The sequence below is a fragment of the Mammaliicoccus vitulinus genome, assembly GCF_029024305.1.
GTDB lineage: Bacteria > Bacillota > Bacilli > Staphylococcales > Staphylococcaceae > Mammaliicoccus > Mammaliicoccus vitulinus.
The window spans coordinates 713632-737531 of the sequence record NZ_CP118974.1; the positions used below are offsets into that span (position 1 = coordinate 713632).

The 23900-nt window shown below is 33.3% G+C and carries 28 protein-coding genes, 1 pseudogene and 1 riboswitch; of the genes and pseudogenes, 25 read left to right on the top strand and 4 right to left on the bottom strand.

All coding sequences use genetic code 11. The annotated features are described in order from the left end of the window. Positions 1 to 13 precede the first annotated feature (13 nt). From PYW35_RS03485 to fabZ, 16 genes are all read left to right on the top strand, one after another. Positions 14 to 1255 (top strand): serine hydroxymethyltransferase, encoded by a 1242-nt coding sequence (locus PYW35_RS03485; RefSeq protein WP_016910978.1) that lies wholly within the window; start codon positions 14 to 16, stop codon positions 1253 to 1255. A 22-nt stretch (positions 1256 to 1277) separates the two neighbouring features. Next, complete coding sequence (gene upp / locus PYW35_RS03490; protein WP_016910977.1) at positions 1278 to 1907, top strand: uracil phosphoribosyltransferase; 630 nt, start codon at positions 1278 to 1280, stop codon at positions 1905 to 1907. Positions 1908 to 1928: 21 nt separating this feature from the next. Beyond that, positions 1929 to 3065, top strand: a complete 1137-nt coding sequence (gene wecB / locus PYW35_RS03495; RefSeq protein ID WP_103322376.1) for a non-hydrolyzing UDP-N-acetylglucosamine 2-epimerase — start codon at positions 1929 to 1931, stop codon at positions 3063 to 3065. Positions 3066 to 3227: 162 nt separating this feature from the next. Continuing rightward, a complete protein-coding gene (locus PYW35_RS03500; protein ID WP_016910975.1) occupies positions 3228 to 3578 on the top strand; it encodes an ATP synthase subunit I in 351 nt (116 codons plus the stop codon). Positions 3579 to 3608: 30 nt separating this feature from the next. After that, positions 3609 to 4331, top strand: coding sequence for a F0F1 ATP synthase subunit A (atpB, locus tag PYW35_RS03505; protein ID WP_016910974.1), 723 nt, complete (start codon positions 3609 to 3611; stop codon positions 4329 to 4331). Between the two features lie 52 nt (positions 4332 to 4383). Further along, on the top strand, positions 4384 to 4602 hold the full coding sequence (gene atpE, locus PYW35_RS03510; protein ID WP_016910973.1) for a F0F1 ATP synthase subunit C: 219 nt from the start codon (positions 4384 to 4386) through the stop codon (positions 4600 to 4602). A gap of 99 nt (positions 4603 to 4701) precedes the next feature. Further along, positions 4702 to 5226 carry a F0F1 ATP synthase subunit B gene (locus PYW35_RS03515; RefSeq protein WP_026023175.1) on the top strand — a complete coding sequence of 175 codons (525 nt, stop codon included), beginning with the start codon at positions 4702 to 4704 and terminating at the stop codon, positions 5224 to 5226. Beyond that, positions 5226 to 5765 carry a F0F1 ATP synthase subunit delta gene (locus PYW35_RS03520; RefSeq protein ID WP_016910971.1) on the top strand — a complete coding sequence of 180 codons (540 nt, stop codon included), beginning with the start codon at positions 5226 to 5228 and terminating at the stop codon, positions 5763 to 5765. The genes PYW35_RS03515 and PYW35_RS03520 overlap by 1 nt, the downstream gene beginning before the upstream one ends. A gap of 18 nt (positions 5766 to 5783) precedes the next feature. After that, positions 5784 to 7298, top strand: coding sequence for a F0F1 ATP synthase subunit alpha (gene atpA, locus PYW35_RS03525; protein ID WP_016910970.1), 1515 nt, complete (start codon positions 5784 to 5786; stop codon positions 7296 to 7298). 31 nt (positions 7299 to 7329) lie between these two features. Beyond that, on the top strand, positions 7330 to 8199 hold the full coding sequence (gene atpG, locus PYW35_RS03530; protein ID WP_016910969.1) for an ATP synthase F1 subunit gamma: 870 nt from the start codon (positions 7330 to 7332) through the stop codon (positions 8197 to 8199). 18 nt (positions 8200 to 8217) lie between these two features. After that, complete coding sequence (gene atpD, locus PYW35_RS03535) at positions 8218 to 9633, top strand: F0F1 ATP synthase subunit beta (protein ID WP_103322377.1); 1416 nt, start codon at positions 8218 to 8220, stop codon at positions 9631 to 9633. Between the two features lie 22 nt (positions 9634 to 9655). After that, complete coding sequence (locus PYW35_RS03540; RefSeq protein WP_016910968.1) at positions 9656 to 10060, top strand: F0F1 ATP synthase subunit epsilon; 405 nt, start codon at positions 9656 to 9658, stop codon at positions 10058 to 10060. Between the two features lie 57 nt (positions 10061 to 10117). Further along, positions 10118 to 10348 carry a DUF1146 family protein gene (locus PYW35_RS03545; protein ID WP_016910967.1) on the top strand — a complete coding sequence of 77 codons (231 nt, stop codon included), beginning with the start codon at positions 10118 to 10120 and terminating at the stop codon, positions 10346 to 10348. A gap of 152 nt (positions 10349 to 10500) precedes the next feature. Next, positions 10501 to 11796, top strand: coding sequence for a UDP-N-acetylglucosamine 1-carboxyvinyltransferase (murA, locus tag PYW35_RS03550; protein WP_016910966.1), 1296 nt, complete (start codon positions 10501 to 10503; stop codon positions 11794 to 11796). 1 nt (position 11797) lies between these two features. Further along, positions 11798 to 12082, top strand: coding sequence for a DNA-directed RNA polymerase subunit beta (locus tag PYW35_RS03555; protein WP_103322378.1), 285 nt, complete (start codon positions 11798 to 11800; stop codon positions 12080 to 12082). Further along, positions 12082 to 12519: a 3-hydroxyacyl-ACP dehydratase FabZ gene (fabZ, locus tag PYW35_RS03560; RefSeq protein ID WP_016910965.1), complete on the top strand. Its 438-nt coding sequence runs from the start codon at positions 12082 to 12084 to the stop codon at positions 12517 to 12519. The genes PYW35_RS03555 and fabZ overlap by 1 nt, the downstream gene beginning before the upstream one ends. Positions 12520 to 12553: 34 nt before the next feature. Here fabZ and PYW35_RS03565 read toward each other — a convergent pair whose 3' ends face one another. After that, positions 12554 to 12991, bottom strand: coding sequence for a YwpF-like family protein (locus PYW35_RS03565; protein ID WP_016910964.1), 438 nt, complete (start codon positions 12989 to 12991; stop codon positions 12554 to 12556). Positions 12992 to 13172: 181 nt separating this feature from the next. On the opposite strand from PYW35_RS03565, the gene PYW35_RS03570 reads away from it, so the two are divergent. From PYW35_RS03570 to yidC, 6 genes and pseudogenes are all read left to right on the top strand, one after another. After that, positions 13173 to 13751 (top strand): single-stranded DNA-binding protein, encoded by a 579-nt coding sequence (locus tag PYW35_RS03570; protein ID WP_016910963.1) that lies wholly within the window; start codon positions 13173 to 13175, stop codon positions 13749 to 13751. Between the two features lie 963 nt (positions 13752 to 14714). After that, positions 14715 to 14987: pseudogene (locus PYW35_RS13290) on the top strand (aggregation-promoting factor C-terminal-like domain-containing protein); the annotation flags it as partial. 125 nt (positions 14988 to 15112) lie between these two features. Then, a riboswitch (TPP riboswitch) is annotated at positions 15113 to 15211 on the top strand. Positions 15212 to 15326: 115 nt separating this feature from the next. Then, entirely contained in the window at positions 15327 to 16139 is an 813-nt protein-coding gene (thiD, locus tag PYW35_RS03580; protein ID WP_016910961.1) for a bifunctional hydroxymethylpyrimidine kinase/phosphomethylpyrimidine kinase, read from the top strand. Then, positions 16132 to 16923 (top strand): hydroxyethylthiazole kinase, encoded by a 792-nt coding sequence (thiM, locus tag PYW35_RS03585; protein WP_103322380.1) that lies wholly within the window; start codon positions 16132 to 16134, stop codon positions 16921 to 16923. Before thiD ends, thiM begins: the two co-directional genes overlap by 8 nt. Further along, positions 16924 to 17565 carry a thiamine phosphate synthase gene (thiE, locus tag PYW35_RS03590; RefSeq protein WP_103322381.1) on the top strand — a complete coding sequence of 214 codons (642 nt, stop codon included), beginning with the start codon at positions 16924 to 16926 and terminating at the stop codon, positions 17563 to 17565. It abuts the gene before it with no gap. An 81-nt stretch (positions 17566 to 17646) separates the two neighbouring features. Further along, positions 17647 to 18510, top strand: coding sequence for a membrane protein insertase YidC (gene yidC, locus PYW35_RS03595; protein WP_016910958.1), 864 nt, complete (start codon positions 17647 to 17649; stop codon positions 18508 to 18510). Positions 18511 to 18537: 27 nt separating this feature from the next. Here the strand turns inward: yidC and PYW35_RS03600 are convergent, their stop codons facing one another. Both PYW35_RS03600 and cls read right to left on the bottom strand, forming a co-directional pair. Then, complete coding sequence (locus tag PYW35_RS03600) at positions 18538 to 19203, bottom strand: HD domain-containing protein (RefSeq protein ID WP_103322382.1); 666 nt, start codon at positions 19201 to 19203, stop codon at positions 18538 to 18540. Positions 19204 to 19272: 69 nt separating this feature from the next. Next, on the bottom strand, positions 19273 to 20754 hold the full coding sequence (cls, locus tag PYW35_RS03605) for a cardiolipin synthase (protein WP_103322383.1): 1482 nt from the start codon (positions 20752 to 20754) through the stop codon (positions 19273 to 19275). Positions 20755 to 20903: 149 nt separating this feature from the next. Between cls and PYW35_RS03610 the strand changes: the two genes are divergently transcribed. Both PYW35_RS03610 and PYW35_RS03615 read left to right on the top strand, forming a co-directional pair. Beyond that, positions 20904 to 21107 (top strand): copper ion binding protein, encoded by a 204-nt coding sequence (locus PYW35_RS03610; protein ID WP_016910955.1) that lies wholly within the window; start codon positions 20904 to 20906, stop codon positions 21105 to 21107. A 137-nt stretch (positions 21108 to 21244) separates the two neighbouring features. Beyond that, positions 21245 to 21379 (top strand): Lmo0850 family protein, encoded by a 135-nt coding sequence (locus tag PYW35_RS03615; RefSeq protein WP_016910954.1) that lies wholly within the window; start codon positions 21245 to 21247, stop codon positions 21377 to 21379. 53 nt (positions 21380 to 21432) lie between these two features. On the opposite strand, the gene PYW35_RS03620 is transcribed toward PYW35_RS03615, so the two are convergent. Continuing rightward, on the bottom strand, positions 21433 to 22641 hold the full coding sequence (locus PYW35_RS03620; protein WP_016910953.1) for an FtsW/RodA/SpoVE family cell cycle protein: 1209 nt from the start codon (positions 22639 to 22641) through the stop codon (positions 21433 to 21435). Positions 22642 to 22821: 180 nt separating this feature from the next. On the opposite strand from PYW35_RS03620, the gene PYW35_RS03625 reads away from it, so the two are divergent. Beyond that, the gene (locus tag PYW35_RS03625; RefSeq protein ID WP_103322384.1) at positions 22822 to 23895 is read left to right on the top strand and encodes a D-alanine--D-alanine ligase; all 1074 of its coding nucleotides are present in this window, start codon (positions 22822 to 22824) and stop codon (positions 23893 to 23895) included. The last annotated feature ends 5 nt before the right edge of the window (positions 23896 to 23900 follow it).

Consider the following 23900-nt stretch of genomic DNA (forward strand, 5'->3'; position numbering starts at 1 on the left):
TGAGGGATTGTACATGTCATTAATTAAAAAGCAAGACGAAGAACTTTTCAAAGCAATGGAAAAAGAGTTTGATAGACAGAATAATAATATTGAACTTATAGCATCAGAGAACTTTGTTTCTGAAACAGTAATGGAAGCTCAAGGTTCTGTATTAACTAACAAATATGCAGAAGGTTACCCAGGTCGTCGTTATTATGGTGGCTGTGACTATGTTGATATCGTAGAAGATTTAGCGCGTGATAGAGCTAAAGCTATTTTCGGTGGAGATCACGTTAACGTACAACCTCATTCAGGATCACAAGCGAATATGGCTGTATACTTTGTAGCTTTAGAGCCTGGTGATACTGTACTTGGAATGAACTTAAGTCATGGTGGACACTTAACTCACGGAGCAAAAGTTAATTTCAGTGGGAAATTATATAACTTTGTTGAGTACGGTGTTTCAAAAGAAAATGAACAAATCGACTATGATGAAATTTTAAAAGTAGCAAAAGAATCAAAACCAAAATTAATTGTTGCCGGAGCATCTGCTTACCCAAGACAAATTGATTTTAAACGATTCAAAGAAATAGCAGATGAAGTTGGCGCTAAATTAATGGTAGATATGGCACATATCGCTGGCTTAGTAGCAGCAGGTTTACACCAAAATCCTATTGAATATGCTGACTTTGTTACAACAACAACGCATAAAACATTAAGAGGACCAAGAGGGGGCATGATTTTCTGTAAAGAAGAGTATGCTAAAGAAATTGATAAAACGATTTTCCCAGGAATACAAGGTGGTCCATTAATGCATGTTATCGCTGGTAAAGCTGTTTCATTCGGTGAAGCATTAAAACCAGAATTTAAGGAATATCAAAAACAAGTAATTAAGAATGCTCAAAAATTAGCAGCGACTCTAGAAGAAGAAGGTTTACGTATAGTTTCTGGAGGTACTGATAATCATTTAATCTGTGTAGATGTTAAGGGCTCACTTGGTATTACAGGCAAATTAGCTGAAAATGCTTTAGATGAAGTAGGTATAACATGTAATAAAAATACGATACCTTTTGATCAAGAAAAGCCTTTCGTAACAAGTGGTATTCGTCTTGGAACACCAGCTGTTACATCACGTGGATTCGATGAAGATGCAATTGAAGAAGTGGGTAGAATTATAGCGTTAGTGCTTAAAAACCCTGAAGATGAACAAACATTGAAAACAGCACATGAACGTGTATTATCATTAACTTCTAAATTCCCACTTTACAACAAATAAATATTTAATGGAGGCTAGACTTATGGGTAAAGTACATGTTTTTGATCACCCGTTAATTCAGCACAAACTGAGTTATATACGTGATCAAAAAACTGGCACTAAGGAGTTTAGAGAGCTTGTCGACGAAGTAGGTATGCTAATGGCATATGAAGTTACGAGAGATTTCGAAACGACAGATGTCGAAATTGAAACACCAGTAACTAAGATGAAAGCTCAAAGATTATCCGGTAAGAAATTAGCGCTTATACCTATTTTGCGTGCAGGATTAGGTATGACAGACGGTATTATGAAACTTGTACCAGCTGCAAGAGTTGGTCACGTAGGTTTATACCGTGATCCTGAAACGTTAGAAGCGGTAGAATATTTTGTGAAATTACCACAAGATATTGAAGAACGCGAAATTATTGTAGTAGATCCTATGCTTGCTACAGGTGCATCAGCAATCGAAGCGATTCAATCATTAAAGAATCGTGGAGCGAATAAAATACGTTTTATGGGCTTGATTGCTGCACCTGAAGGGGTTAAAGCATTACAAGAAGCACATGATGACGTAGATATTTATATTGCTGCATTAGACGAAAAATTAGATGACCATGCATATATCATACCTGGTTTAGGTGATGCTGGTGATCGATTATTTGGCACTAAATAATAATAGGAGGATTTTATTACAATGAAGAAAATTATGACGATATTTGGTACGCGACCTGAAGCTATTAAAATGGCACCTTTAGTTTTAGAATTAAAAAATGATCCGGAGCTACAACCTATTGTAGTTGTAACAGCGCAACATAGAGAAATGCTAGATTCAGTTCTAGAGACATTTGATATAACACCAGATTATGATTTAAATATTATGAAACAAGGGCAAACACTTTCAGAAGTAACATCAAGAGTATTAGGTGGGCTAGAAAGTGTTATTCAAGAAGCGAAGCCAGATATGATATTGGTACATGGAGATACAACAACTACTTTTGCAGGCAGTTTAGCAGCTTTTTATAACGAAGTTGCCATTGGTCATGTAGAAGCAGGGTTAAGAACTTGGAATAAATACTCTCCATTCCCAGAAGAAATGAATCGACAAATGACGGGGGTCCTTGCTGATTTACACTTCTCACCAACTGATCAGTCTAAACATAATTTACTTCAAGAAAATAAAAATGACGAATCTATTGTTGTTACAGGAAATACAGCGATCGATGCGTTATCAACTACTGTAAGTGACGGTTATAAAAGTGATATTATTAAACGTCATGAAGGTAAACGTATCGTGTTATTAACTGCGCATAGACGTGAAAACATTGGTAAACCTATGGAAAATATCTTTAATGCTGTTAGACAAATTGTTGAAGAGCATGAAGATGTTGTCGTTGTTTATCCAATGCACAAAAATCCAAAAGTTAGAAGTATTGCCAATCAAATTTTAAGTGATCATGAACGTATAGAATTGATTGAACCTTTAGAAGTTATTGATTTCCATAACTTTGCTGCAAACTCTCATCTAATCCTTACAGATTCAGGTGGTGTACAAGAAGAGGCGCCTTCATTGGGTAAACCAGTTCTTGTATTAAGAGATACAACTGAGAGACCAGAAGGTGTTGAAGCTGGTACGTTGAAGCTTGTAGGAGTAGAGGAAGACAATGTTTATAAAGAAACGAAAGCATTGTTAACAGATCAAGCATTATATGAGAGAATGAGTATCGCTCAAAATCCATATGGTGATGGCTTAGCATCTAAGAGAATTTGTGAAAATATTAAATATTATTTTGATATTTTGACTGAAGCACCAGAACCATTTAAAACAAAATAATAAAAGTGGTGGTTTGTGTCAATTCTGTGACAAATGAATGACAAAAATTTGTTTTCTATTTTTGTCATAGCATTGACACTATAGAGCCACTATATTATCATGAAAATTGTGTGATGAAACGGTTTTCAAAGATATAACACTTATTTAAGGAGTTTCAGCAGAATGTTTGATATAAAGGGCTTTTTTAAGTCTTATTTACAGTATTTTATTTTCTTCATAATTATTCTATTTGTAGTGTATTTCTTCTTGAAACATGAGTTCGTTTTAGGGCTTATTATTGGAACAATAGCATCAGCTGTTAACTTGTTTTCATGGGAAGTTTACCTCAATCGAGCAAAAAATGCTGAATCATTACAATTATCAACAGGAAACTGGGTCAGATATCTTGTGACTATTGTTGCATGTTGTTTTTGGCTTAAATATCCACTAATCGTTGATATTATCGGGATTTTAGTAGGACTTATGATTGCATATGTGTTAATTATGTTTAGGTCGTTAAAAAGTCTCGATTAAATAATTAAAATTGTGAAAAGAGGTGAAGATATGGAACACGAATCACCTATGTGGTCCATCAATTTAGGAGGATTTGATTTACTATTCAATCTTTCGAGTATGTTAATGTTAGTCGTTACTGCCGTAATCGTTTTCGGAATAGCTGTTTTTTGTACTAGGAACCTAAAAGTTAGACCTACTGGTGCTCAAAATTTTATTGAATGGATATTTGACTTTGTAAAAGGCATTATCCAAAGTAATATGGCTTGGAAAGACGGAGGGAAATTCCACTTCTTGGCAGTTACATTAATATTCTTCATATTTGTATCAAATATGCTAGGGTTACCATTCTCAATTGTTGTTGGGCATACATTATGGTGGAAATCACCTACTGCAGATCCAACAGTTACCCTAACATTAGCGACATTGATGGTTCTACTAACACATTATTATGGTGTTAAAATGCGTGGAACAGGGGCGTACTTGAAATCATTCGTACAACCTGTGGCATTCATGGTCCCTTTCAAAATTGTTGAAGAATTCGCTTCAACATTAACGCTTGGTCTACGTTTATACGGTAATATATTTGCAGGTGAAGTATTACTAGGTTTATTAGCAACATTAGCTACAGGAGGCGCACTTGGTCTTTTCGGAGCAATTTTACCAGCGATAGTATGGCAAGGATTCTCAATATTCATCGGGTCAATTCAAGCTTACATATTCGTAATGTTATCAATGGTTTATATGTCTCATAAAGTGGCAGACGATCATTAATATATAATTTAAAAAAACAATTAATATTTTTAATTCTAGGAGGAAATTTATAATGAGTTTAGGTGTAATAGCAGCAGCAATCGCGATTGGTTTAGCAGCATTAGGAGCAGGTATTGGTAACGGTCTTATCGTATCAAGAACAGTAGAAGGTGTTGCACGTCAACCAGAAGCACGTGGTCCATTAATGACAATAATGTTTATCGGTGTTGGTTTAGTTGAAGCCCTTCCTATCATTGCAGTAGTAGTAGCATTCATGGTAATGAATAAATAATTTAACATATTTTCAGAACAGGCGGAGTCTACCTTAAAAGGATTTCGCCATTCATTTATGAGATGTTTTACATCTTGAATTGCAATGAAAGGAGTGTAATTGGCAGTGGATCAAAACGTATTAGTTTTAGGTGCAGCAAGTGGCGGTGTCGAATGGGGAACAGCTTTGTTCACATTAGTCACATTTATCGTCTTGTTAGCTTTATTAAAAAAGTTTGCTTGGGGACCATTAAAATCTATCATGGACGAGCGTGAAAACTCAATCAATAAAGATATCGATGATGCTCACGATGCAAAAGTAAAAGCTAAAAAATTAGAAGAAGAAAACAAAGATTTACTTAAAAAAACTCAAGAAGAAGTGCAAACAATTCTTGACGATGCTAAACATCAAGCAAAAATACAACAAGAGCAAATGATTAATGAAGCAAATGTTAAAGCGAATGGCTTAGTTCAAACAGCTCAAGCAGAAATTCAACAAGAAAAACAAAGAGCTATTTCTGATATCAATAATCGTGTATCTGAGCTTTCTGTATTAATTGCTTCAAAAGTAATTAATAAAGAAATCTCTGAACAAGATCAAAAAGACCTTGTTGAAAAATACATTAAAGAGGCAGGGGATAAATAATGGCGAACATTAGTCAAAAATATGCCCAAGCTCTATATGATGTAGCAGAAGAGCAAAATTTAACAAATGACATATTAAATGAGCTTGATCAAATAACAATAAGTGTTAAAGATCAAATAAGTGATTTAAGATCAATAGATAGCAATCCTAAATTAGCTAAAGATGAAAGACAACAATTTGTTGAAAAAGTATTTAAAGGTGTTTCTAAACCATTACTAAATACATTATTCTTACTAGCTAATAATAATAAATTATCTTTAATCCCAGAAATATATGAAGATTATAGAAATATTTATAATCAGGTACATAGCCAAGATTTAATGAAAGTTGAATCTGTCTATCCGTTATCTAATGAAGAATTAGATGAAATTGGTAAAGCGTTTATTAAAAGAACGGGTTTGAAAAAACTCATATTAGAAAATCAAGTTAATGATGCATTAATTGGTGGCATACGCGTATCCATTGGTACAAAAGTATACGATGGATCAATTCAAAATGATTTAAATCAATTATCAAAATCATTTCAACAAATGAAATAATATTAAGGAGTGACATAGATGGCCATTAAAGCTGAAGAAATCAGTGCTTTATTACGCTCTCAAATTGAAAACTATGAGTCAGAAATGTCAGTTACCGATGTTGGTACAGTAATCCAAGTCGGAGATGGTATTGCATTAGCTCATGGCTTAAACGACGTTATGGCAGGCGAACTATTAGAATTCCATACTGGCGTTTTAGGTTTAGCACAAAATTTAGAAGAAAATAATGTAGGTATTGTTATTTTAGGACCTGCAGATGGTATTAAAGAAGGCGACGAAGTTAAACGTACTGGTCGTATTATGGAAGTACCTGTAGGAGAAGAATTAATCGGACGTGTTGTGAATCCTTTAGGACAACCTATCGATGGACTAGGTCCAATCAACACATCTAAAACACGTCCTGTTGAATCACCAGCAACAGGTGTAATGGATCGTAAATCAGTTGATGAACCATTACAAACTGGTATTAAAGCAATTGATGCATTAGTACCAATTGGACGTGGTCAACGTGAGTTAATCATTGGAGATCGTCAAACTGGTAAAACAACAGTAGCTATCGATACAATTCTTAACCAAAAAGACGAAGATATGATTTGTATTTACGTTGCTATTGGTCAGAAAGAATCTACTGTACGTACTGCTGTTGAAACATTACGCCGACACGGTGCTCTTGATTATACAATTGTTGTATCTGCATCTGCAGCACAACCTGCGCCATTACTTTACATCGCGCCTTATGCGGGTGTAAGTATGGGTGAAGAATTCATGTTTAATGGTAAACATGTCTTAATCGTATATGATGATTTAACTAAACAAGCAGCAGCATATCGTGAGTTATCACTATTACTTCGTCGTCCACCAGGTCGTGAAGCATACCCAGGTGATGTATTCTACTTACATAGCCGTTTATTAGAACGTGCTGCTAAATTAAATGATGATTTAGGTGGCGGTTCAATTACTGCGTTACCATTTGTTGAAACTCAAGCAGGAGATATTTCTTCATATGTACCTACAAACGTTATTTCTATTACAGACGGACAAATATTCTTACAATCTGACTTATTCTTCTCAGGTGTAAGACCTGCCATTAATGCTGGTTTATCTGTATCACGTGTTGGTGGTTCAGCTCAAATCAAAGCAATGAAAAAAGTTGCAGGTACATTACGTCTTGATTTAGCATCTTATCGTGAATTAGAATCATTTGCTCAATTTGGTTCAGATTTAGATCAAGCTACTAAATCTAAATTAGAACGTGGTAAACGTACTGTTGAAGTTCTAAAACAAGATCAAAACAAACCATTGACTGTAGAACGTCAAGTTGTGATTTTATATGCTTTAACTAAAGGACATTTAGATGATATTCCAGTTGAAGATATTACACGATTTGAAGATGAATTTTTAAATTGGATCGATGCTAATGCTAGCGATCTATTTAAAGAAATTCGTGAAACAAAACAATTACCATCTGATGATAAATTTGTTTCAGCAATCGATGCATTCAAAAAAGTATTTAATAAATCTCACGTAGAGTAATATTAAGCTTTAAATAAAAGGTGGTGAAATTGTGGCTTCACTAAGAGAAATCAAAGGAAGAATCACTTCTACGCAAAAAACGAGTCAAATTACTAAAGCGATGAATATGGTGTCGAATTCAAAATTGCGTAAAGCAGAAGAGAATACTCATGCATTTCAACCTTATATGGATAAGATTCAAGATGCAGTAACGGCAATCGCTTCTAAAAGCACAGATGTCTCACATCCAATGCTTAAGAAAAGACCTGTAAAACGTTCTGGTTACTTAGTTATTACGTGTGACAAAGGATTAGCAGGACCATACAGCGCTAACATTTTAAAAAATGTAGTAAATGATATAAAAGAAAAACATAACAACAACGCTGATGAATATGCAATTATTGTTGTAGGTCGAGTAGGTCGAGATTTCTTCAAAGCTAGAGGATATAATGTAGTTGAAGAATATGTAGGCTTACCAGATCAACCAACATTTAAAAACGTTCAAGCGTTAACTGAAAAAGCTGTAGATTTATTTAACGAAGAATTCTATGATGAATTAACTGTTTACTACAGTCATTTTGTAAGTGTACTTGAACAGCAAGTAAAATCTAAACGAATCTTACCATTATCTGATGAAGATACAGGAAAAGGTTCAAGTATGATGGCTGGTTATGAATTTGAACCAGATAAAGAAACAATTTTAAAAGTTATCTTACCGCAATATACAATTAGTTTAATCTATGGTGCATTATTAGATGGTAAAGCTAGTGAGCACGCATCTAGAATGACAGCTATGAAGAATGCAACAGATAACGCTTCAGAATTAATTGATGATTTATCGTTACAATATAACAGAGCTCGACAAGCTGCAATTACTCAGCAAATTACTGAAATTGTCGGCGGAGCAGCTGCACTCGAATAATGATTAGGAGGAATTTACATGGCAATAGGCCGAGTAACGCAAATTACAGGCCCAGTTATTGACGTACGATTTCCACATGGTGAATTGCCAGAAATTAATAATGCTTTAACAGTTAAAGTAGACCGTCCAAACGGTACTAGCTTTAACTTAGCATTAGAAGTTGCATTACACCTTGGTGATGATGTAGTACGTTCTATAGCAATGGCGTCAACTGACGGTGTTAAGCGTGGACAAGAAGTTACTGATACAGGTAGAGCGATATCAGTACCTGTTGGTGATGTAACATTAGGTCGCGTTTTTAATGTATTAGGCGAAAAAATTGATTTAGGTGAAGAAATTGATGAAAGTGTACGTCGTGACCCAATTCATCGTTTAGCTCCTAAATTTGAAGACTTAACGACTAACGTAGAAATTCTTGAAACAGGTATTAAAGTAGTAGACTTATTAGCACCATATATTAAAGGTGGTAAAATCGGTCTATTCGGTGGTGCCGGTGTAGGTAAAACTGTACTTATTCAAGAATTAATTAATAATATCGCTCAAGAACATGGTGGTATTTCAGTTTTCGCAGGTGTAGGTGAACGTACACGTGAAGGTAACGATTTATACTATGAAATGAGCGAGTCAGGCGTTATTAAGAAAACGGCTATGGTCTTCGGTCAAATGAATGAGCCACCTGGTGCTCGTGCTAGAGTAGCACTTTCTGGTTTAACAATGGCAGAATACTTCCGTGATGAACAAGGACAAGACGTTCTTTTATTCATCGATAACATATTCCGTTTTACTCAAGCAGGTTCAGAGGTATCAGCACTATTAGGTCGTATGCCTTCTGCAGTTGGTTACCAACCAACACTTGCTACTGAAATGGGACAATTACAAGAACGTATTACATCTACAAATAAAGGATCAGTAACTTCTATTCAAGCAGTATTCGTACCTGCCGATGACTATACTGACCCAGCGCCAGCAACTGCTTTCGCTCACTTAGATGCAACAACGAACTTAGAACGTAAATTAACTGAGATGGGTATTTATCCTGCAGTTGACCCATTAGCATCAACATCACGTGCATTAACTCCTGAAATTGTTGGAGATGAGCATTACGATGTTGCACGTCGAGTACAACAAACTTTACAAAAATATAGAGAATTACAAGATATCATAGCTATCCTTGGTATGGATGAGTTATCTGATGATGATAAGAAAACGGTTGAACGTGCACGCCGTATCCAGTTCTTCTTATCTCAAAACTTCCATGTAGCTGAACAATTTACTGGTCAAAAAGGATCATATGTACCAGTTAGCCAAACTGTACAAGATTTCAAAGCAATACTAGAGGGGCAATATGACCATATCCCAGAAGATGCTTTCCGTTTAGTCGGTGGTATTGAAGCAGTTCTTGAAAATGCTAAAAACATGGGTGTAGAGGTCTAATAATAATTAGGAGGAATGGAAAATGAATACATTTACCTTAGATGTTGTCACTCCTAATGGATCTGTTTACTCAGCAAAAGAAGTAGAACTTGTTGTTTTACATACTGAAACTGGTGAAATGGGTGTAATGGCTGGACATATTCCAACTGTTGCAGCTTTAAAAACTGGATACGTTAAAGTAAACAAAGCAAGTGGTACAGAGTATTTAGCTGTTTCCGAAGGATTTGTTGAAGTAAGAACCAATAAAGTTACAGTTCTAGTTCAATCGGCAGAAACTGCTGAAGAAATAGATAAAGAGCGTGCGATTAATTCTAAAGAACGTGCTGAAGAGCGATTGAATAGCAATCAAGACGAAGTAGACTTTAGACGTGCTGAACGTGCACTTCATCGTGCAGTTAATCGAATTGAAGTGGCTAAATTTAGATAATATATTAAGCTGTCTCTATATGAGACAGCTTTTTATACTATAGAAAGGATTTTTGTTATGGAATATTATGGACAATTAGGCATCATTGGACTTGTTTTACATGTCATTTGTGTTTGTTTGGCATTTTGGGCTTTACAAGGTGTTCGATTAGAATATATATTCAAAAAAAATCATGTTGCACAGGCACAGACATTTATAATTATTTTATCTATTATATTAGGCACAGCTGTAAGTCGTTTTATTTTAGATATACTCCAATATTCGCTACAATTAAAACTACTATTCTAATAATTACTAGAAATTACATAAATAAATGAAAAAAGAACAAAAAAGTAGTATAATGTTTTGGTGATGTTTATGAATCAAGAAAAATGTGTATTAAATATATATATACATTTGTAAAATAAATAACAGTGAAGTTTTTTTTGGAGGATAATTATATGGATAAAATCGTCGTAAAAGGCGGAGCAAGTCTTAATGGCACAGTAGTAGTCGAAGGGGCAAAAAACGCAGTACTACCTATATTAACAGCTACACTTTTACCAAGCACAGGTCAAAGTGTATTAACTAATGTACCTAAACTAAGTGATGTAGATACTATAAATACAGTACTAACACATTTAAATGCTGATGTTGAGTATGAAGCAGATAAAAATACAGTTAAAGTTGATGCATCAAATCAATTGAAAATTGAAGCGCCTTATGAATATGTTAGTAAAATGAGAGCGAGCATATTAGTAATGGGACCATTATTAGCAAGAGAAGGTCACGCTAGAGTTGCATTACCAGGTGGTTGTGCAATTGGATCTAGACCAATCGAGCAACATTTAAAAGGTTTTGAAGCATTAGGTGCAGAAATTGAACTTCATAATGGATTTATTGAAGCAAAAACACCTAATGGACTAAAAGGTACGAAAATTTATTTAGACTTTCCTAGTGTAGGTGCTACTCAAAATATTATGATGGCAGCTGTATTAGCAGAAGGTAAAACAGAAATTCAAAACGTTGCTAGAGAGCCTGAAATTGTTGACTTAGCAAACTATTTAAATGAAATGGGTGCTAAAGTACATGGTGCTGGCACTGATACGATAAGAATTACTGGTGTACAACAATTATATGGAGCAGAACATTCAATTATTCCAGATAGAATCGAAGCTGGAACATTTATGATTGCTAGTGCAATTACAAGAGGAAATGTCAATGTTATTGGTGCAATTAGAGAACATATGACAAGCTTAGTTTCTAAATTAGAAGAAGCTGGCGTTCAAATCACAGATATTGAAGACGGTTTGAACATCCAAGTACCAGGAGAAATAAAAGCAATAGATATTAAAACGATGCCTCATCCAGGTTTCCCAACAGATATGCAGTCACAAATTATGGCCTTATTATTAACAGCCAATGGAACAAGTAAAGTGACTGAAACAGTATTTGAAAACAGATTTATGCATGTAGAAGAATTCAAACGTATGAATGCTGATATCTTCATTAATGGAAGAAGTGCAATGGTTACTGGAAACAACAAATTACAAGGTGCTGATGTTAAAGCTACGGATTTAAGAGCAGGTGCATCTTTAATTCTTGCTGGATTAGTATCTGATGGATATACAAATGTTACAGAACTTAAACATTTAGATAGAGGTTATGTCGATTTTCATGGTAAACTTAAAGCATTAGGTGCGGACGTAGAACGTATTAATGATAATGGGAAGTTAAACGATAAAGCGAGGGTTTAGTATGACTGAAACACAATCATCAAGGTCTGACAATAAACAAAAAAAGTCACCATATAAAAATTTTAAAGAAAAAATTCAAAAGAATAGAGTAGAAACAATTCAAGGAGTAGATGTTGAGCATCGAGTTATTCCATTATGGATTAAATTACTTATATTATTAGTATTAATGATTTTGTTATTTATTGTTGGGACTATGATTGGATACGGTATACTTCATAATCCTTTTGGGGTATTTAATCCTGAAACTTGGCAACACATCTTTGATTTAACTGGAAGGAGCTCATAATGGAGACAATTTATGATTTTAATGAAATTAAAAAAATAATTCCACACCGTTACCCATTTCTATTGTTAGACAGAATAGTAGAATTAGAAGATGGTAAGCGCTGTGTAGGTATTAAGCAAGTAGCTGGTAATGAACCATTTTTCCAAGGACATTTTCCAGATTATGCTGTTATGCCTGGTGTTCTTATAGTAGAAGCTTTAGCTCAAACTGGAGCAGTAGCGATGTTACGTTTAGAAGAAAACGAAGGTAAACTAGCTATGTTTGCAGGAATTGATAAATGTCGTTTCAAAAAACAAGTAACACCTGGTGATACTTTAAGATTAGAAGTAGAAATTAATAAAATTAAAGGCCCAATAGGCAAAGGTACTGCTAAAGCAACTGTCGATGGAGAAATTGCATGTAGTTGTGAAATTAGCTTTGCTCTTGTAGATCAATAAAAAAAGAAAGAACAGTTATCTGTTCTTTCTTTTTTTATATGTTGCTTTTCTCGTCTTTCAATTTTGGTTTAGATTGCATCAATCTATTAAAAGATGTTTTAAGTTCATCACCGGTAAGTCCTTCATCAATAAGTTGTTCCAATAATCTTTCAGCATATACTTGTCTTAAAGTATAAATGTGGCATTCAAATACAACAGAAATCGTATCTTCAAGTTGTTCAATATATTTGATTGTTGCATCGAATAAAGCTGGGTCATTGGAAGGTCTCGTAATAACTACACGAGTATCGAGCAAAGTTTGACTATCGTGATATTCTTTCATTTGTTCATAATGGATATCAGATATTAAGATTTCTAAAAGCCAACCTGTTCCACTGTTTTCTTTATTAATGATAATGCCATCTAACAATTCGAATTCTGTAATTTGTTCGTCATTTACAATTTGAAAACGCACTGCTTTAAATGTCTTCATAAACATCCCCCTTATAGTTAAATATACGAATGTTTAACTTTGATTCTTATTATAAAGCACTTTTAAGCGAATTAACAATAATCTCTAAATAAAGTAAAAAATTATAACCTCAATTATAATATTATGGACTTTGACGAAAAATATGCATCTTATTATATTAGTACTATAAGGAGGTGAGGTTATGTTAAATAAATCTGTATTAGTAGGACGTTTGACTAAAGATCCTGCATATTTCAAAAAAGGTGATATTATGATTTCAACTTTCTGTTTAGCTGTTGAACGTGGATATAAAACGAAAGATGGTAATATTGCTGTAGATTTTATAGTGTGTAAAGCTTTCGGCAAGCTTGCTTATAACATTCATGAGTATACGAAGAAAGGACAACTTGTTGCATTAACGGGGCAAATACAGTCTCGTGCATATATTAAAGATGACAAGAAACAATATATAACAGAAATCATTTGCGAGACGATTAAATTTTTAAATATGCCTGCATCGAGTAAATCGATTATCCCTCAGTCTAAAGAAGAAATAAGTGAATTAATAAGTGAAAGTGCTGAAAGTTATTCTAACGATCTATCTTCTAATTTTAATAAAGAAAAGTTAAGAGCGAAAAATACTGCTAAAGATAATAACGAAAATAATATTAATGATGAAATATACAACCAATATAGTAATGTTGTAAAAGTCATGAAAGAAATTGAAGATAGTTCAAATAATGAAAATCCATCTTCCAATCCTAAAGTTCCAACCTCATAGTAATATACCTTCAATTTTAAACTTCAATCTAAGTTATATAATTCTTGATTCTAAATTCCGAAACTTGCTGTCTTGCTGTAGGACAGCAAGGATACATAAAAGATTACAATTGTATAATAAATTACACCTATATGACAAATTGTCTGATAATTAATTTTGCCCAATCTTTATAAAAGCTTTCATAACAGTTTATGTGAGCATTCCAACATATATAAAGTCTGAAAATTGTTGTAATCTAACTGTAATATTCAATGATGTTTTTTCATATATCTGTAACCTATGACAATAAAAAAAATGGTATAGTTTAGAAAGTAAAAATCATATAAAAAGTGAAAACCTTACAGGAGGAAACATTCAATCATGAAAAAATTATTAGCAGTTTCAACAGCGGCAGTTGCAGTTACTACAGGGGTAACAGCTACAGCTGATGCAGCAACTCATACAGTTAAATCTGGTGATACTTTATTTAGTATTTCACAACAATATGGTACTTCAGTAAGTGCTATTAAATCAGAAAATGGTATAAAATCTAACTTGATTTTACCAAACCAAGTCATCAAAGTTAACGAAGCTAAAGCAGCTTCAGCATCAACTACAGAATATACTGTAGTTTCAGGAGATACTTTAGGTAAAATTGCATCTAAATATGATGTAACAGTATCTCAATTAAAAGCATGGAACAACTTATCTTCAGACTTAATCATCGTTGGACAAAAATTATCATTACAAGCGCCTGCTCAATCAGCTGAGCCAGCTCAAGCGCCAGTAGCTCAACAAGCGCCAGTTCAACAAGCTCAAGAACAAGTTGCAGCACCAGCTCAACAACAAAGCTATCAAGCACCTAAACAATCATATAAAGCACCAGCGCAACAATCATATAAAGCGCCTGCTCAACAGCAAAGCTACCAAGCACCAGCTCAACAATCTTACCAAGCGCCAGCTCAAAAAGTTAGAACAACTCAAACTTCAACAGCTAGCACTGGTGGATCAACAAAAGCTCAATTCTTGGCTGCAGGTGGTACTGAAGCTATGTGGAATACAATCGTTTTACCTGAATCAAGTGGTAATCCAAATGCTGTAAGTCCTAATGGCTACAGAGGTCTTGGTCAAACTAAAGAAGGTTGGGGAACTGGTTCAGTAGAACAACAAACTAAAGGTATGTTAAACTACGCGAAACAACGTTATGGTTCAGTAGATGCTGCATTAGCATTCCGTTCTCAAAATAACTGGTGGTAAGCCATACACTTTAATTCAAAGTGACTTAATATGTATTAATCCAATCGTCTAGGAAATATCCTAGGCGATTTTTTAATTTGACCGTGTAGCTTCAATTTGATAATCTTAAATTAACTAAATAGATAAATGACTACTAGGGGCGCCTGTTGGCTGAGATGATATTAATCAGTCCCTTAACACCTGATTTGGATAATGCCAACGTAGGAAAGTAGTCAATTAACGTATGTTATACACTTAATTGACTTCTTTTTTACAAAAGAGGTCATTTTTTTATGAACTAAACAATAACTATGTAGAGATATAATAAATTATTAAAAAATAAATTTGAGGTGGAATAGCATGAAAAAACCAAACATAGCATTAACAATAGCTGGTACTGATCCAACAGGTGGAGCAGGTATAATGGCTGATTTAAAATCTTTTCAAGCTTCTGGTGTTTATGGTATGGCCGTAGCAACGAGTATAGTTTCCCAAAATACATTAGGGGTTCAAGATGTTTACCATTTACCTGTTGAAGTTATAGAAAGTCAGTTAAAGAGTGTGTTCGATGATGAAGCGCCACACGCTATTAAAACAGGTATGATAGCATCAGAAGATATGATGAACGTCATCAAACCGTTTATAGAACAATCGGGTAAACCATATGTTATTGATCCAGTAATGGTTGCTAAAAGCGGTGATTCATTGATGGATGATAAAGGTAAGCGTAAATTGCAGGAAATATTATTACCTAAAGCTACTGTCGTTACACCAAATATTCCTGAAGCGGAAGACATTACTGGTTTTAAAATTCAAACTGAAGAGGAAATCAAAAAAGCTGGTGACTTTTTCTTAAATGAAATTGGATCTAAAGGAGTCGTCATAAAAGGTGGACATCTAGAAGGTGATGCAATTGATTATTTATTCACAAATAATGGCATGAGAACTTGGACAAGTGAAAGATTTAGTACAAAACATACGCATGGCACAGGATGTACTTTCAGTGCTGTAATAACTGCGGAGTTAGCGAAAGGTCATGCCATAGAAGAAGCGGTGGAAGTAGCAAAGAGATTTATTACTTTAGCAATTAAACACACGCCTGAAATCGGTAAAGGCAGAGGACCAGTAAATCACTTTGCATATCAAAAAATCGAGGGATTAGATTATGAGTAAACTAAAACAAATAAGAGAAAACAGTCCATTAATCGTTTGTTATACAAATGATGTAGTTAAGAATTTTACGGCGAATGGATTAATATCGTTAGGTGTTAGTCCTGCTATGAGTGAAGAACCTGATGAAGCAGAAGAATTTTCAAAAGCAGCTGGTGCCTTTTTAATTAATATCGGCACGATTACAACAAATAAAGCATATGATATGAAAGAGTATGCTGCAATTATGCACGAACATGGCGTGCCAGTTATTCTAGATCCAGTAGCAGTAGGTGCATCACTGTTAAGAAAGACTTTCTGTACAACTTTATTAAATGATGAAGTTGTAGATGTCATTCGAGGTAATGCATCTGAAATATTGGCACTTATCGAAGAAGATACGACGATGAAAGGTACTGACAGTGATGGTTCTTTAGACGCTGTTAAAATCGCCAAAAAAGCACATCAACAATTAAATTTACCAATTATTTTAACTGGAAAAGTAGATGTTATTGCCTGTAATAATAAAATTATAGAATTGCATAACGGCAGTGAAATGTTGACTAAAGTGACTGGTGGAGGTTGTTTATTAGGTGCTGTTGTAGCTGCATTTTTATCTAACGAAAAATCTATAAAAATAGAACTTTTAGAAGAAGCTTTATCAACTTATAATATTGCAAGTGAGTTAGCAAGCCAACAGCCTGGCGCTCATTTACCTGGAACATTCCAAATTGCTTTTATAGACCAATTAAATATAATAACAGATGAACAAGTAGCAGAGAAAAAGAATGTGAAAGAAGTGAAATAAATGTTCAATATAAATACTTTGAAAGTATATTTTATTGCAGGAAGTCAAGATGTGCCTAACGGTGATTTATACAAGGTCGTTGAGCAAGCATTAATAGGTGGCATTACGATGTTTCAGTTTCGTGAAAAAGGAAAAAATAGTAAAAAAGGATTAGAAAAAGAAGTGCTCGCTAAAGAATTATTTGAACTATGTAAAAAGTATGAAGTACCTTTTATAGTAAATGATGATGTAGATTTAGCTGTAAAATTAAATGCTGATGGGATACATGTTGGTCAAGATGATCGCAATGTGTCTGAATTTAAAAATAAATTTAAAGGTAAAATTATCGGTCTAAGTGTCGCTAATAGAGAAGAATATCAGCAATCAGATATTACAGAAGTAGATTACATCGGTACAGGCCCAATACATTCTACAAACTCTAAAGCTGATGCTGGAGAAGAAGGTGGGTATGATTTAATCAAAAATCTTAGGGAAATTGATAATGAAATACCAATTGTCGCTATAGGTGGTATCACAGAAGTAGATGTAGCACCTTTAGTTGATGCTGGTGCAAATGGTGTCAGTGTAATTTCAGCAATTGCAAGAAGTGGAAATATTGAACAAACTGTGAAGGGCTTTCATAATCAATATAAAAATCTTTAATAAAATTAATATATTGATTTATGTTGTCATCATTCTATGATAGAATAACCTTTATGTGAGTATATCAATAGAGGTGGAAAAATGAAGAAAAAAGCTTTGTGGCCATTATTATTTGGTGTAATGGTTGTGCTAGCTGGTTGTGATTATTCTAAACCTGAGAATAGGGATGGGTTCTTTTATAATACATTCGTAAAACCAATGGATAGTGTCATTCATTGGCTTGGTGCTCATTTGAATAATGACTATGGTCTAGCTATTATAGTATTAACATTAATTGTTCGTTTTGCGTTATTCCCATTTATGATGAAGACGTATAAAAATCAAAAATTAATGCGTGAAAAAATGAAACTTGCTAAACCAGAAATGGAAGCAATTCAAGAGAAAGTTAAACGTTCTCGTACGCAAGAAGAAAAAATGGAAGCCAATCAAGAAATGATGGCTTTATACAAGAAACATGGTATTAATCCGATGAATATGGGTTGTTTACCAATTGTCATTCAAATGCCAATCGTTATGGGTCTGTTCTATGTATTAAAATACCCTACAGAAGGTGGGATTACAGAATATCCTAATTTCTTATGGTTTAATTTAACTTTACCAGACCTTTACGTTACAATCATTGCAGGTATTATTTATGCGTTGCAAGCATTTGTATCAATGAAATATGCAAATGTTCCTGATGAACAAAAGAACATGATGAGAATGATGATGTTCATATCTCCAATTATGATCATTTATATGTCATATATCTCAGCTTCAGCTTTAGGTTTATATTGGGCTGTCGGTGGTGCATTCTTAGTTGTTCAAACTTGGTTAGGTAATGTGTTCTACAATAAAAAAGTAGAAGAAGAAATGAAACCAATTATCGAAGCACATGAAAAAAATCAAAAAGAAGCAAACAAAGATAAGAAACCAGCTAAGCTTGTTTCAAACAAAAAGAAATAAAAAGTAAAACAAACTAATCGACATCGATTAGTTTGTTTTTTTAGTTATATCCCATTCTTTATAAAATTGTTCTAAAAAGTTTTCCATATATGCATGTCGTTCTTGTGCAATTTGTTTACCTCTTTCAGTATTCATCATGTCTTTTAATAATAATAATTTTTCATAGAAATGATTAATTGCTGTATTCGGTTCATCATGATATTGATGTTGTTCTAAAGTAGTTAAATCTCTAGCCTTATAAGTTGATATATGCATAGGTTCTTTAAAGTGGCCTGCATATTGAAATGTTCTTGCTATACCAATCGCACCAAGTGCATCAATTCTATCTGCATCTTGTACAATTTTACCGGCTAAACTTGTTAATTTCCCATTGTTTTTACCACCATTAAAACTCATGAATTTCAGAATATGAGTAATTTCTTCTTGAATGTCTGAACTTATTTGCACATCATTCATCCATAGGTTTAATTGCTCCCATGCTGTAGTGGTATCTTTGAATAATTTTTTATCTACAGCATCATGTAAAAGACTCGCTAATTCAACAACAAATACATCTACCTCTTCAAATTGCGCAATGTCTAACGCGTGATGCCTTACTCTCAATATATGATTAAAGTCATGTCCAGTTGTATCGTGTTGATGTAGCTGCTCAATGTATTTTTCTGCTTTTTTAATAATTTCTTCTTTATTCATCTTTTTTCTCCTTAAAAAAGCAGATAGAAAAGTGATATATATATACAATCGCTTCTATCTGCTTAAACTTTATAATATTGGTGATAATAATCTAGCGATGCCTTCTTTTAATTTAATCCATGTACTTCTGTTTTCATATTTTTCAACAGTAAGTAAAGATGAATGCGTCATATCGTGTTCATATGCAAGTCGTGAATTTTTTGCGATTTCATGATCATAAATGAATGCATTCACTTCAAAGTTTAGTACAAAGCTTCTATTATCCATATTCGCAGTACCAATGCTCACTACTTCATCGTCTATGGCCACCATTTTGGTGTGTATAAAGCCGTTTTCATAAATGTGAACATTTACGCCAGCTTTAATTAATTCGCCTACGTTTGCGTATGTAGCCCAATATACGAAAGGATGATCAGGTTTATTAGGAATCATCACATTTACTTCTACACCGGATAAGGAAGCTATTTTAATGGCATCTAAAAATGACAAGTCAGGTATGAAATATGGCGTTTGAATATATATACGTTTTTTTGCTTCGGAAATCATTTTCAAATAACCGTATTTAATCTGTTCCCATTCTTCATCAGGCCCACTTGAAGCAATCTGAATACCAACTTTTCCCCCGGATTCCACATCTGGAAAGTATCTAGATTCGTAGCGCATTTTATCACGAGTCGATTGAGAGTTCCAATCCATCATAAATCTTAATTGCAATGCGTTAACAGAATCTCCTTCTAGTCTTAAATGCGTATCTCTCCAGTATCCAAACTTTTTATCTAGACCTAAGTACTCATCGCCCACATTAAATCCACCAACGTAGCCAATTTTTCCGTCTATCACAACAATTTTTCTATGGTTTCGGTTGTTCATTCTAAAGTTGATCAAAGGTAATTTTGATGGGAAGAAACTCGCTACTTCGCCACCTTGTTCTCTGAATTTCTTGAATGATGCTAAATTCAATTTACGAGAACCCATATCATCATATAACATTTTAACTTCTATACCTTGTTGTAATTTCTTTTCAAGTTCATTTAAGATTTTCTTGCCTAAGTTATCTTTTTTGAAAATATAATATTGAATATGGACATATTCTTTAGCGTTTCGAATATCTTCAATCAGAGCATCAAATTTATCATGACCATCAGTAAACATTTCAACTTTGTTATCTGTTGTTAAGAATGCTGAATTATTATATAAAAGCATATGAATAAGATGTTTGTAATTAGATATTTCAGGTTTATCAATTTCAAAATTATTTTCATCTATTGCTTTAATTTGCTCATTAATAATATGTTCAAGACCAATTTTATCATTTTCATCTAAGTTAAAAATACTTTTTCTTTGAATCTGTCTTCCAAATAGTAGGTAAAGTATGAAGCCTAATATAGGAATAAATAATAGTACTAATAACCATGCCCAAATTGCACCAGCTTCTCTCGGTTCTAAAAAGATAATAATGAATCCAAATACGACGTTTAAAACAAAAGCCGTAATAAGTAGCACTGATACTATGAGTGAAAAATCAAATGAAAAATATGATAAGTAGTTCATATCAATGCCTCCGTTTCTTTATCTTTAAACTAGTATAATACATTTAAAATAAAATTGAAAAGGTTGTATTTGACCGTTATAACACATATGCATATAATTAAATGAAAAGGTATGAACTTAAATCAAATAAATATATAGGAGTGTTTAACATGAAAGAACAAATTATAAACGTTGAAGGCATGTCATGTGCTCATTGTAAACAAGCAGTAGAAGAATCAGTTGGACAATTAATCGGTGTGACTGAAGTAGTAGCAAGTCCAGATGATAACCAAGTTAGAGTAGTGTATCAGGATCCTGCTAGCATAGATAATATTGAAAATGCAATTTTTGATGCAGGTTATGAAGTCGTATAATCATTTTTATAATTATTATAAAAAATTAACAAATTAAACAAAAAAATAACAATATAGTCCGAATGAACTATAGTCAAATATATTATTTTAGAGTAGAATGTAGTTAAGGTAATTAAATTGAATAAGAGGTGGTACCCATGAAACAACCTAAATCAAAGGTAAAGAATGCGGTCAAACTTTTATCATCATTAGGTGTTAACATAACTGAAACTAAGTCACGAATAGAAATTATGCGTAGCTTACCTAACGTAGCTACAAATAAACTAAAATAATATAATGATGAATTAAAAAACGCATCCTCAGTTGAGGGTGCGTTTTTTATGTTTTATTCTTTTTCGTTTTCTGTAATTTCTTTAGCTATCGTGAATTTATCTTTTTCGTGATAAGTAATAGATAGTAAGATTCCGACTCCAGCCATTAGAGACCATAACGCTGACCCACCATAACTTATAAATGGTAGAGGTATACCTGTTATTGGGAGTAGCTGTATTGTCATGCCGATATTTTGAACGACATGGAATAGCACAAATGACAAATATCCTATGATAAAAATCACATTAAATGGATGGCTTGTAGTAGTAGCCAATTTTATTAAGTGAATAAATAATGCTAGGAATACGATGAGAACAACCATAGTTCCTATAAATCCTAATTCTTCACCAATAACAGAAAATATAAAATCGGTATGGTTTTCAGGAATGTAAACTTCACCATTATTAAGTCCCTTACCAAATATTTGTCCGGATCCAATTGCTTTTAAAGATTCAGTTAAATGATAGCCATCACCAGAGCTATATGCATATGGATCTAACCATGAATTGATACGTCCTAGTTGGTATGTCTTAATACCAGATATCTTTTCAATCACACTAGGTTTGAAAATCATGAGCAATATAATACTTGAACCGATTGCAAATAAACCAATGAAAACAGGGGCGAGTATTCTCCACGTAACACCTGAAACAATCACGATACCAAGTATAATCGCAATGAGTACGAGTGTTGTACCTAAATCATTTTGAAGGAGAATTAATGCCATAGGAACTAATGACGTTAAACCAATTTTCATAAGTAAGTTCAAGTCTCTTGATAAAGATTTATTATATGTAAACCGATTATGTTGATATACGACATTAGCAAGCGCCATTATTAAAATAATCTTCATAAATTCTGATGGTTGTAGACTTATAGGTCCAAGTCTATACCAACTTTTTGCACCATTTATGATAGGTGTGAAACTAGATTCTGGTAATATTAATAACCCAACTAAAGATAAGTTACCAATTATGTAAATAAGCCATACATATTTCCTTAAAGTCTTAGGTGAAATAAACATTAAGACAATTGCTAAAAGAAATCCAAGTACATAGTATAAGATTTGTTTAAGTAGAAAGTTTGTTTCATATTGTCCGCCAGACATTGCAGAATTGATGATTAAACAACTTGTTCCGAATAATATAAGAATGATTGTAATTAATCGCCAATCAATTCTTTCTAGGAACGATTTATTTAATGTTCGAGTAGAAGTTTCCATTAAAAGACTCCTTTAATTAACGCTGAATTTCATAATTATCATTATAACTTGATTGTACATAAAGTGGTACAATTTTGCTATTCTCAGAATGCTTATTTTTAAAATAGTAATGTTGATAGGTGCATCGAAGGAGCAAAACGTGATAAAATGTAGGCTAATAATCTACATGGAGGCGTCTTTATGTCTAAAAAAAATATTTGTGTTATATATGGTGGGAAAAGTGCTGAGCACGATGTATCAATATTAACAGCTCAAAATGTTATAAATGCTGTTGATACATCAAAATACATTATTGATATCATATACATAACAAATGATGGTGATTGGATTAAAAGTAATCAATCAATAAATGAAAAGATCAATGATATAGAACAATTAAAATTAAAATGTGATGAATTAACGCCAATTTCTAAATTATTAGAAGTAAGTAATGATGGAGAAGCTTATAGTGCTGTATTCCCATTATTACATGGTCCTAATGGCGAAGATGGTACGATTCAAGGTCTATTTGAAGTATTAGACATTCCATATGTCGGTAACGGTGTTCTAGCAGCTTCAAGTTCAATGGATAAATTAGTGATGAAACATTTATTTGCACATAGAGGATTACCTCAATTACCGTATGTAAGCTTCTTAAAAAGTGAATATGAAAAATACGAACATAATATAGTTGAATTAATTCAAAACAAACTTGAATATCCTGTTTTCGTAAAACCAGCTAACTTAGGTTCAAGTGTTGGTATAAGTAAATGTACAAATAAAGAAGAGCTTATCTCTGGTATTGATGAAGCATTTCAATTTGATCGTAAACTCGTAATTGAACAAGGTGTTGATGCAAGAGAAATTGAAGTTGCAGTATTGGGTAATGATTATCCAGAAACAACTTTACCTGGTGAAGTTGTTAAAGACGTACAGTTTTATGACTATAAATCGAAATACAAAGATGGAAAAGTACAACTTCAAATTCCAGCTGATATCGATGAAGAGACAGCTACTACTTTAAGAAATATGGCTATAGAAGCGTTTAAAGCAACGGATTGTTCAGGGTTAGTGAGAGCAGATTTCTTCTTAACAGAAGACAATACGATTTATATTAATGAAACAAATGCAATGCCAGGTTTCACACAATATAGTATGTATCCATTATTATGGGAGAATATGAATTTAAGCTATACTGAATTAATAACGAAGTTAATTGAACTTGCTATTGAGAGATACGATAACAAGAAAAATATTAAATACAAAATTGACTGAGGGTA

Excerpts from the sequence above, each read along its gene's own strand:
- wecB (WP_103322376.1), top strand. The coding sequence starts at position 1,929 with ATGAAGAAAATTATGACGATATTTGGTACGCGACCTGAAGCTATTAAA.
- thiD (WP_016910961.1), top strand. The coding sequence starts at position 15,327 with ATGAAAAAACCAAACATAGCATTAACAATAGCTGGTACTGATCCAACA.
- thiE (WP_103322381.1), top strand. The coding sequence starts at position 16,924 with ATGTTCAATATAAATACTTTGAAAGTATATTTTATTGCAGGAAGTCAA.
- PYW35_RS03520 (WP_016910971.1), top strand. The coding sequence starts at position 5,226 with ATGGCGAACATTAGTCAAAAATATGCCCAAGCTCTATATGATGTAGCA.
- cls (WP_103322383.1), bottom strand. The coding sequence starts at position 20,754 with ATGAACTACTTATCATATTTTTCATTTGATTTTTCACTCATAGTATCA.
- fabZ (WP_016910965.1), top strand. The coding sequence starts at position 12,082 with ATGGAGACAATTTATGATTTTAATGAAATTAAAAAAATAATTCCACAC.
- atpD (WP_103322377.1), top strand. The coding sequence starts at position 8,218 with ATGGCAATAGGCCGAGTAACGCAAATTACAGGCCCAGTTATTGACGTA.
- PYW35_RS03540 (WP_016910968.1), top strand. The coding sequence starts at position 9,656 with ATGAATACATTTACCTTAGATGTTGTCACTCCTAATGGATCTGTTTAC.
- thiM (WP_103322380.1), top strand. The coding sequence starts at position 16,132 with ATGAGTAAACTAAAACAAATAAGAGAAAACAGTCCATTAATCGTTTGT.
- atpE (WP_016910973.1), top strand. The coding sequence starts at position 4,384 with ATGAGTTTAGGTGTAATAGCAGCAGCAATCGCGATTGGTTTAGCAGCA.
- murA (WP_016910966.1), top strand. The coding sequence starts at position 10,501 with ATGGATAAAATCGTCGTAAAAGGCGGAGCAAGTCTTAATGGCACAGTA.
- PYW35_RS03610 (WP_016910955.1), top strand. The coding sequence starts at position 20,904 with ATGAAAGAACAAATTATAAACGTTGAAGGCATGTCATGTGCTCATTGT.
- PYW35_RS03545 (WP_016910967.1), top strand. The coding sequence starts at position 10,118 with ATGGAATATTATGGACAATTAGGCATCATTGGACTTGTTTTACATGTC.
- PYW35_RS03620 (WP_016910953.1), bottom strand. The coding sequence starts at position 22,641 with ATGGAAACTTCTACTCGAACATTAAATAAATCGTTCCTAGAAAGAATT.
- yidC (WP_016910958.1), top strand. The coding sequence starts at position 17,647 with ATGAAGAAAAAAGCTTTGTGGCCATTATTATTTGGTGTAATGGTTGTG.
- atpA (WP_016910970.1), top strand. The coding sequence starts at position 5,784 with ATGGCCATTAAAGCTGAAGAAATCAGTGCTTTATTACGCTCTCAAATT.
- PYW35_RS03615 (WP_016910954.1), top strand. The coding sequence starts at position 21,245 with ATGAAACAACCTAAATCAAAGGTAAAGAATGCGGTCAAACTTTTATCA.
- PYW35_RS03570 (WP_016910963.1), top strand. The coding sequence starts at position 13,173 with ATGTTAAATAAATCTGTATTAGTAGGACGTTTGACTAAAGATCCTGCA.
- upp (WP_016910977.1), top strand. The coding sequence starts at position 1,278 with ATGGGTAAAGTACATGTTTTTGATCACCCGTTAATTCAGCACAAACTG.
- PYW35_RS03500 (WP_016910975.1), top strand. The coding sequence starts at position 3,228 with ATGTTTGATATAAAGGGCTTTTTTAAGTCTTATTTACAGTATTTTATT.
- PYW35_RS03485 (WP_016910978.1), top strand. The coding sequence starts at position 14 with ATGTCATTAATTAAAAAGCAAGACGAAGAACTTTTCAAAGCAATGGAA.
- atpB (WP_016910974.1), top strand. The coding sequence starts at position 3,609 with ATGGAACACGAATCACCTATGTGGTCCATCAATTTAGGAGGATTTGAT.
- PYW35_RS03600 (WP_103322382.1), bottom strand. The coding sequence starts at position 19,203 with ATGAATAAAGAAGAAATTATTAAAAAAGCAGAAAAATACATTGAGCAG.
- PYW35_RS03555 (WP_103322378.1), top strand. The coding sequence starts at position 11,798 with ATGACTGAAACACAATCATCAAGGTCTGACAATAAACAAAAAAAGTCA.
- PYW35_RS03625 (WP_103322384.1), top strand. The coding sequence starts at position 22,822 with ATGTCTAAAAAAAATATTTGTGTTATATATGGTGGGAAAAGTGCTGAG.
- PYW35_RS03565 (WP_016910964.1), bottom strand. The coding sequence starts at position 12,991 with ATGAAGACATTTAAAGCAGTGCGTTTTCAAATTGTAAATGACGAACAA.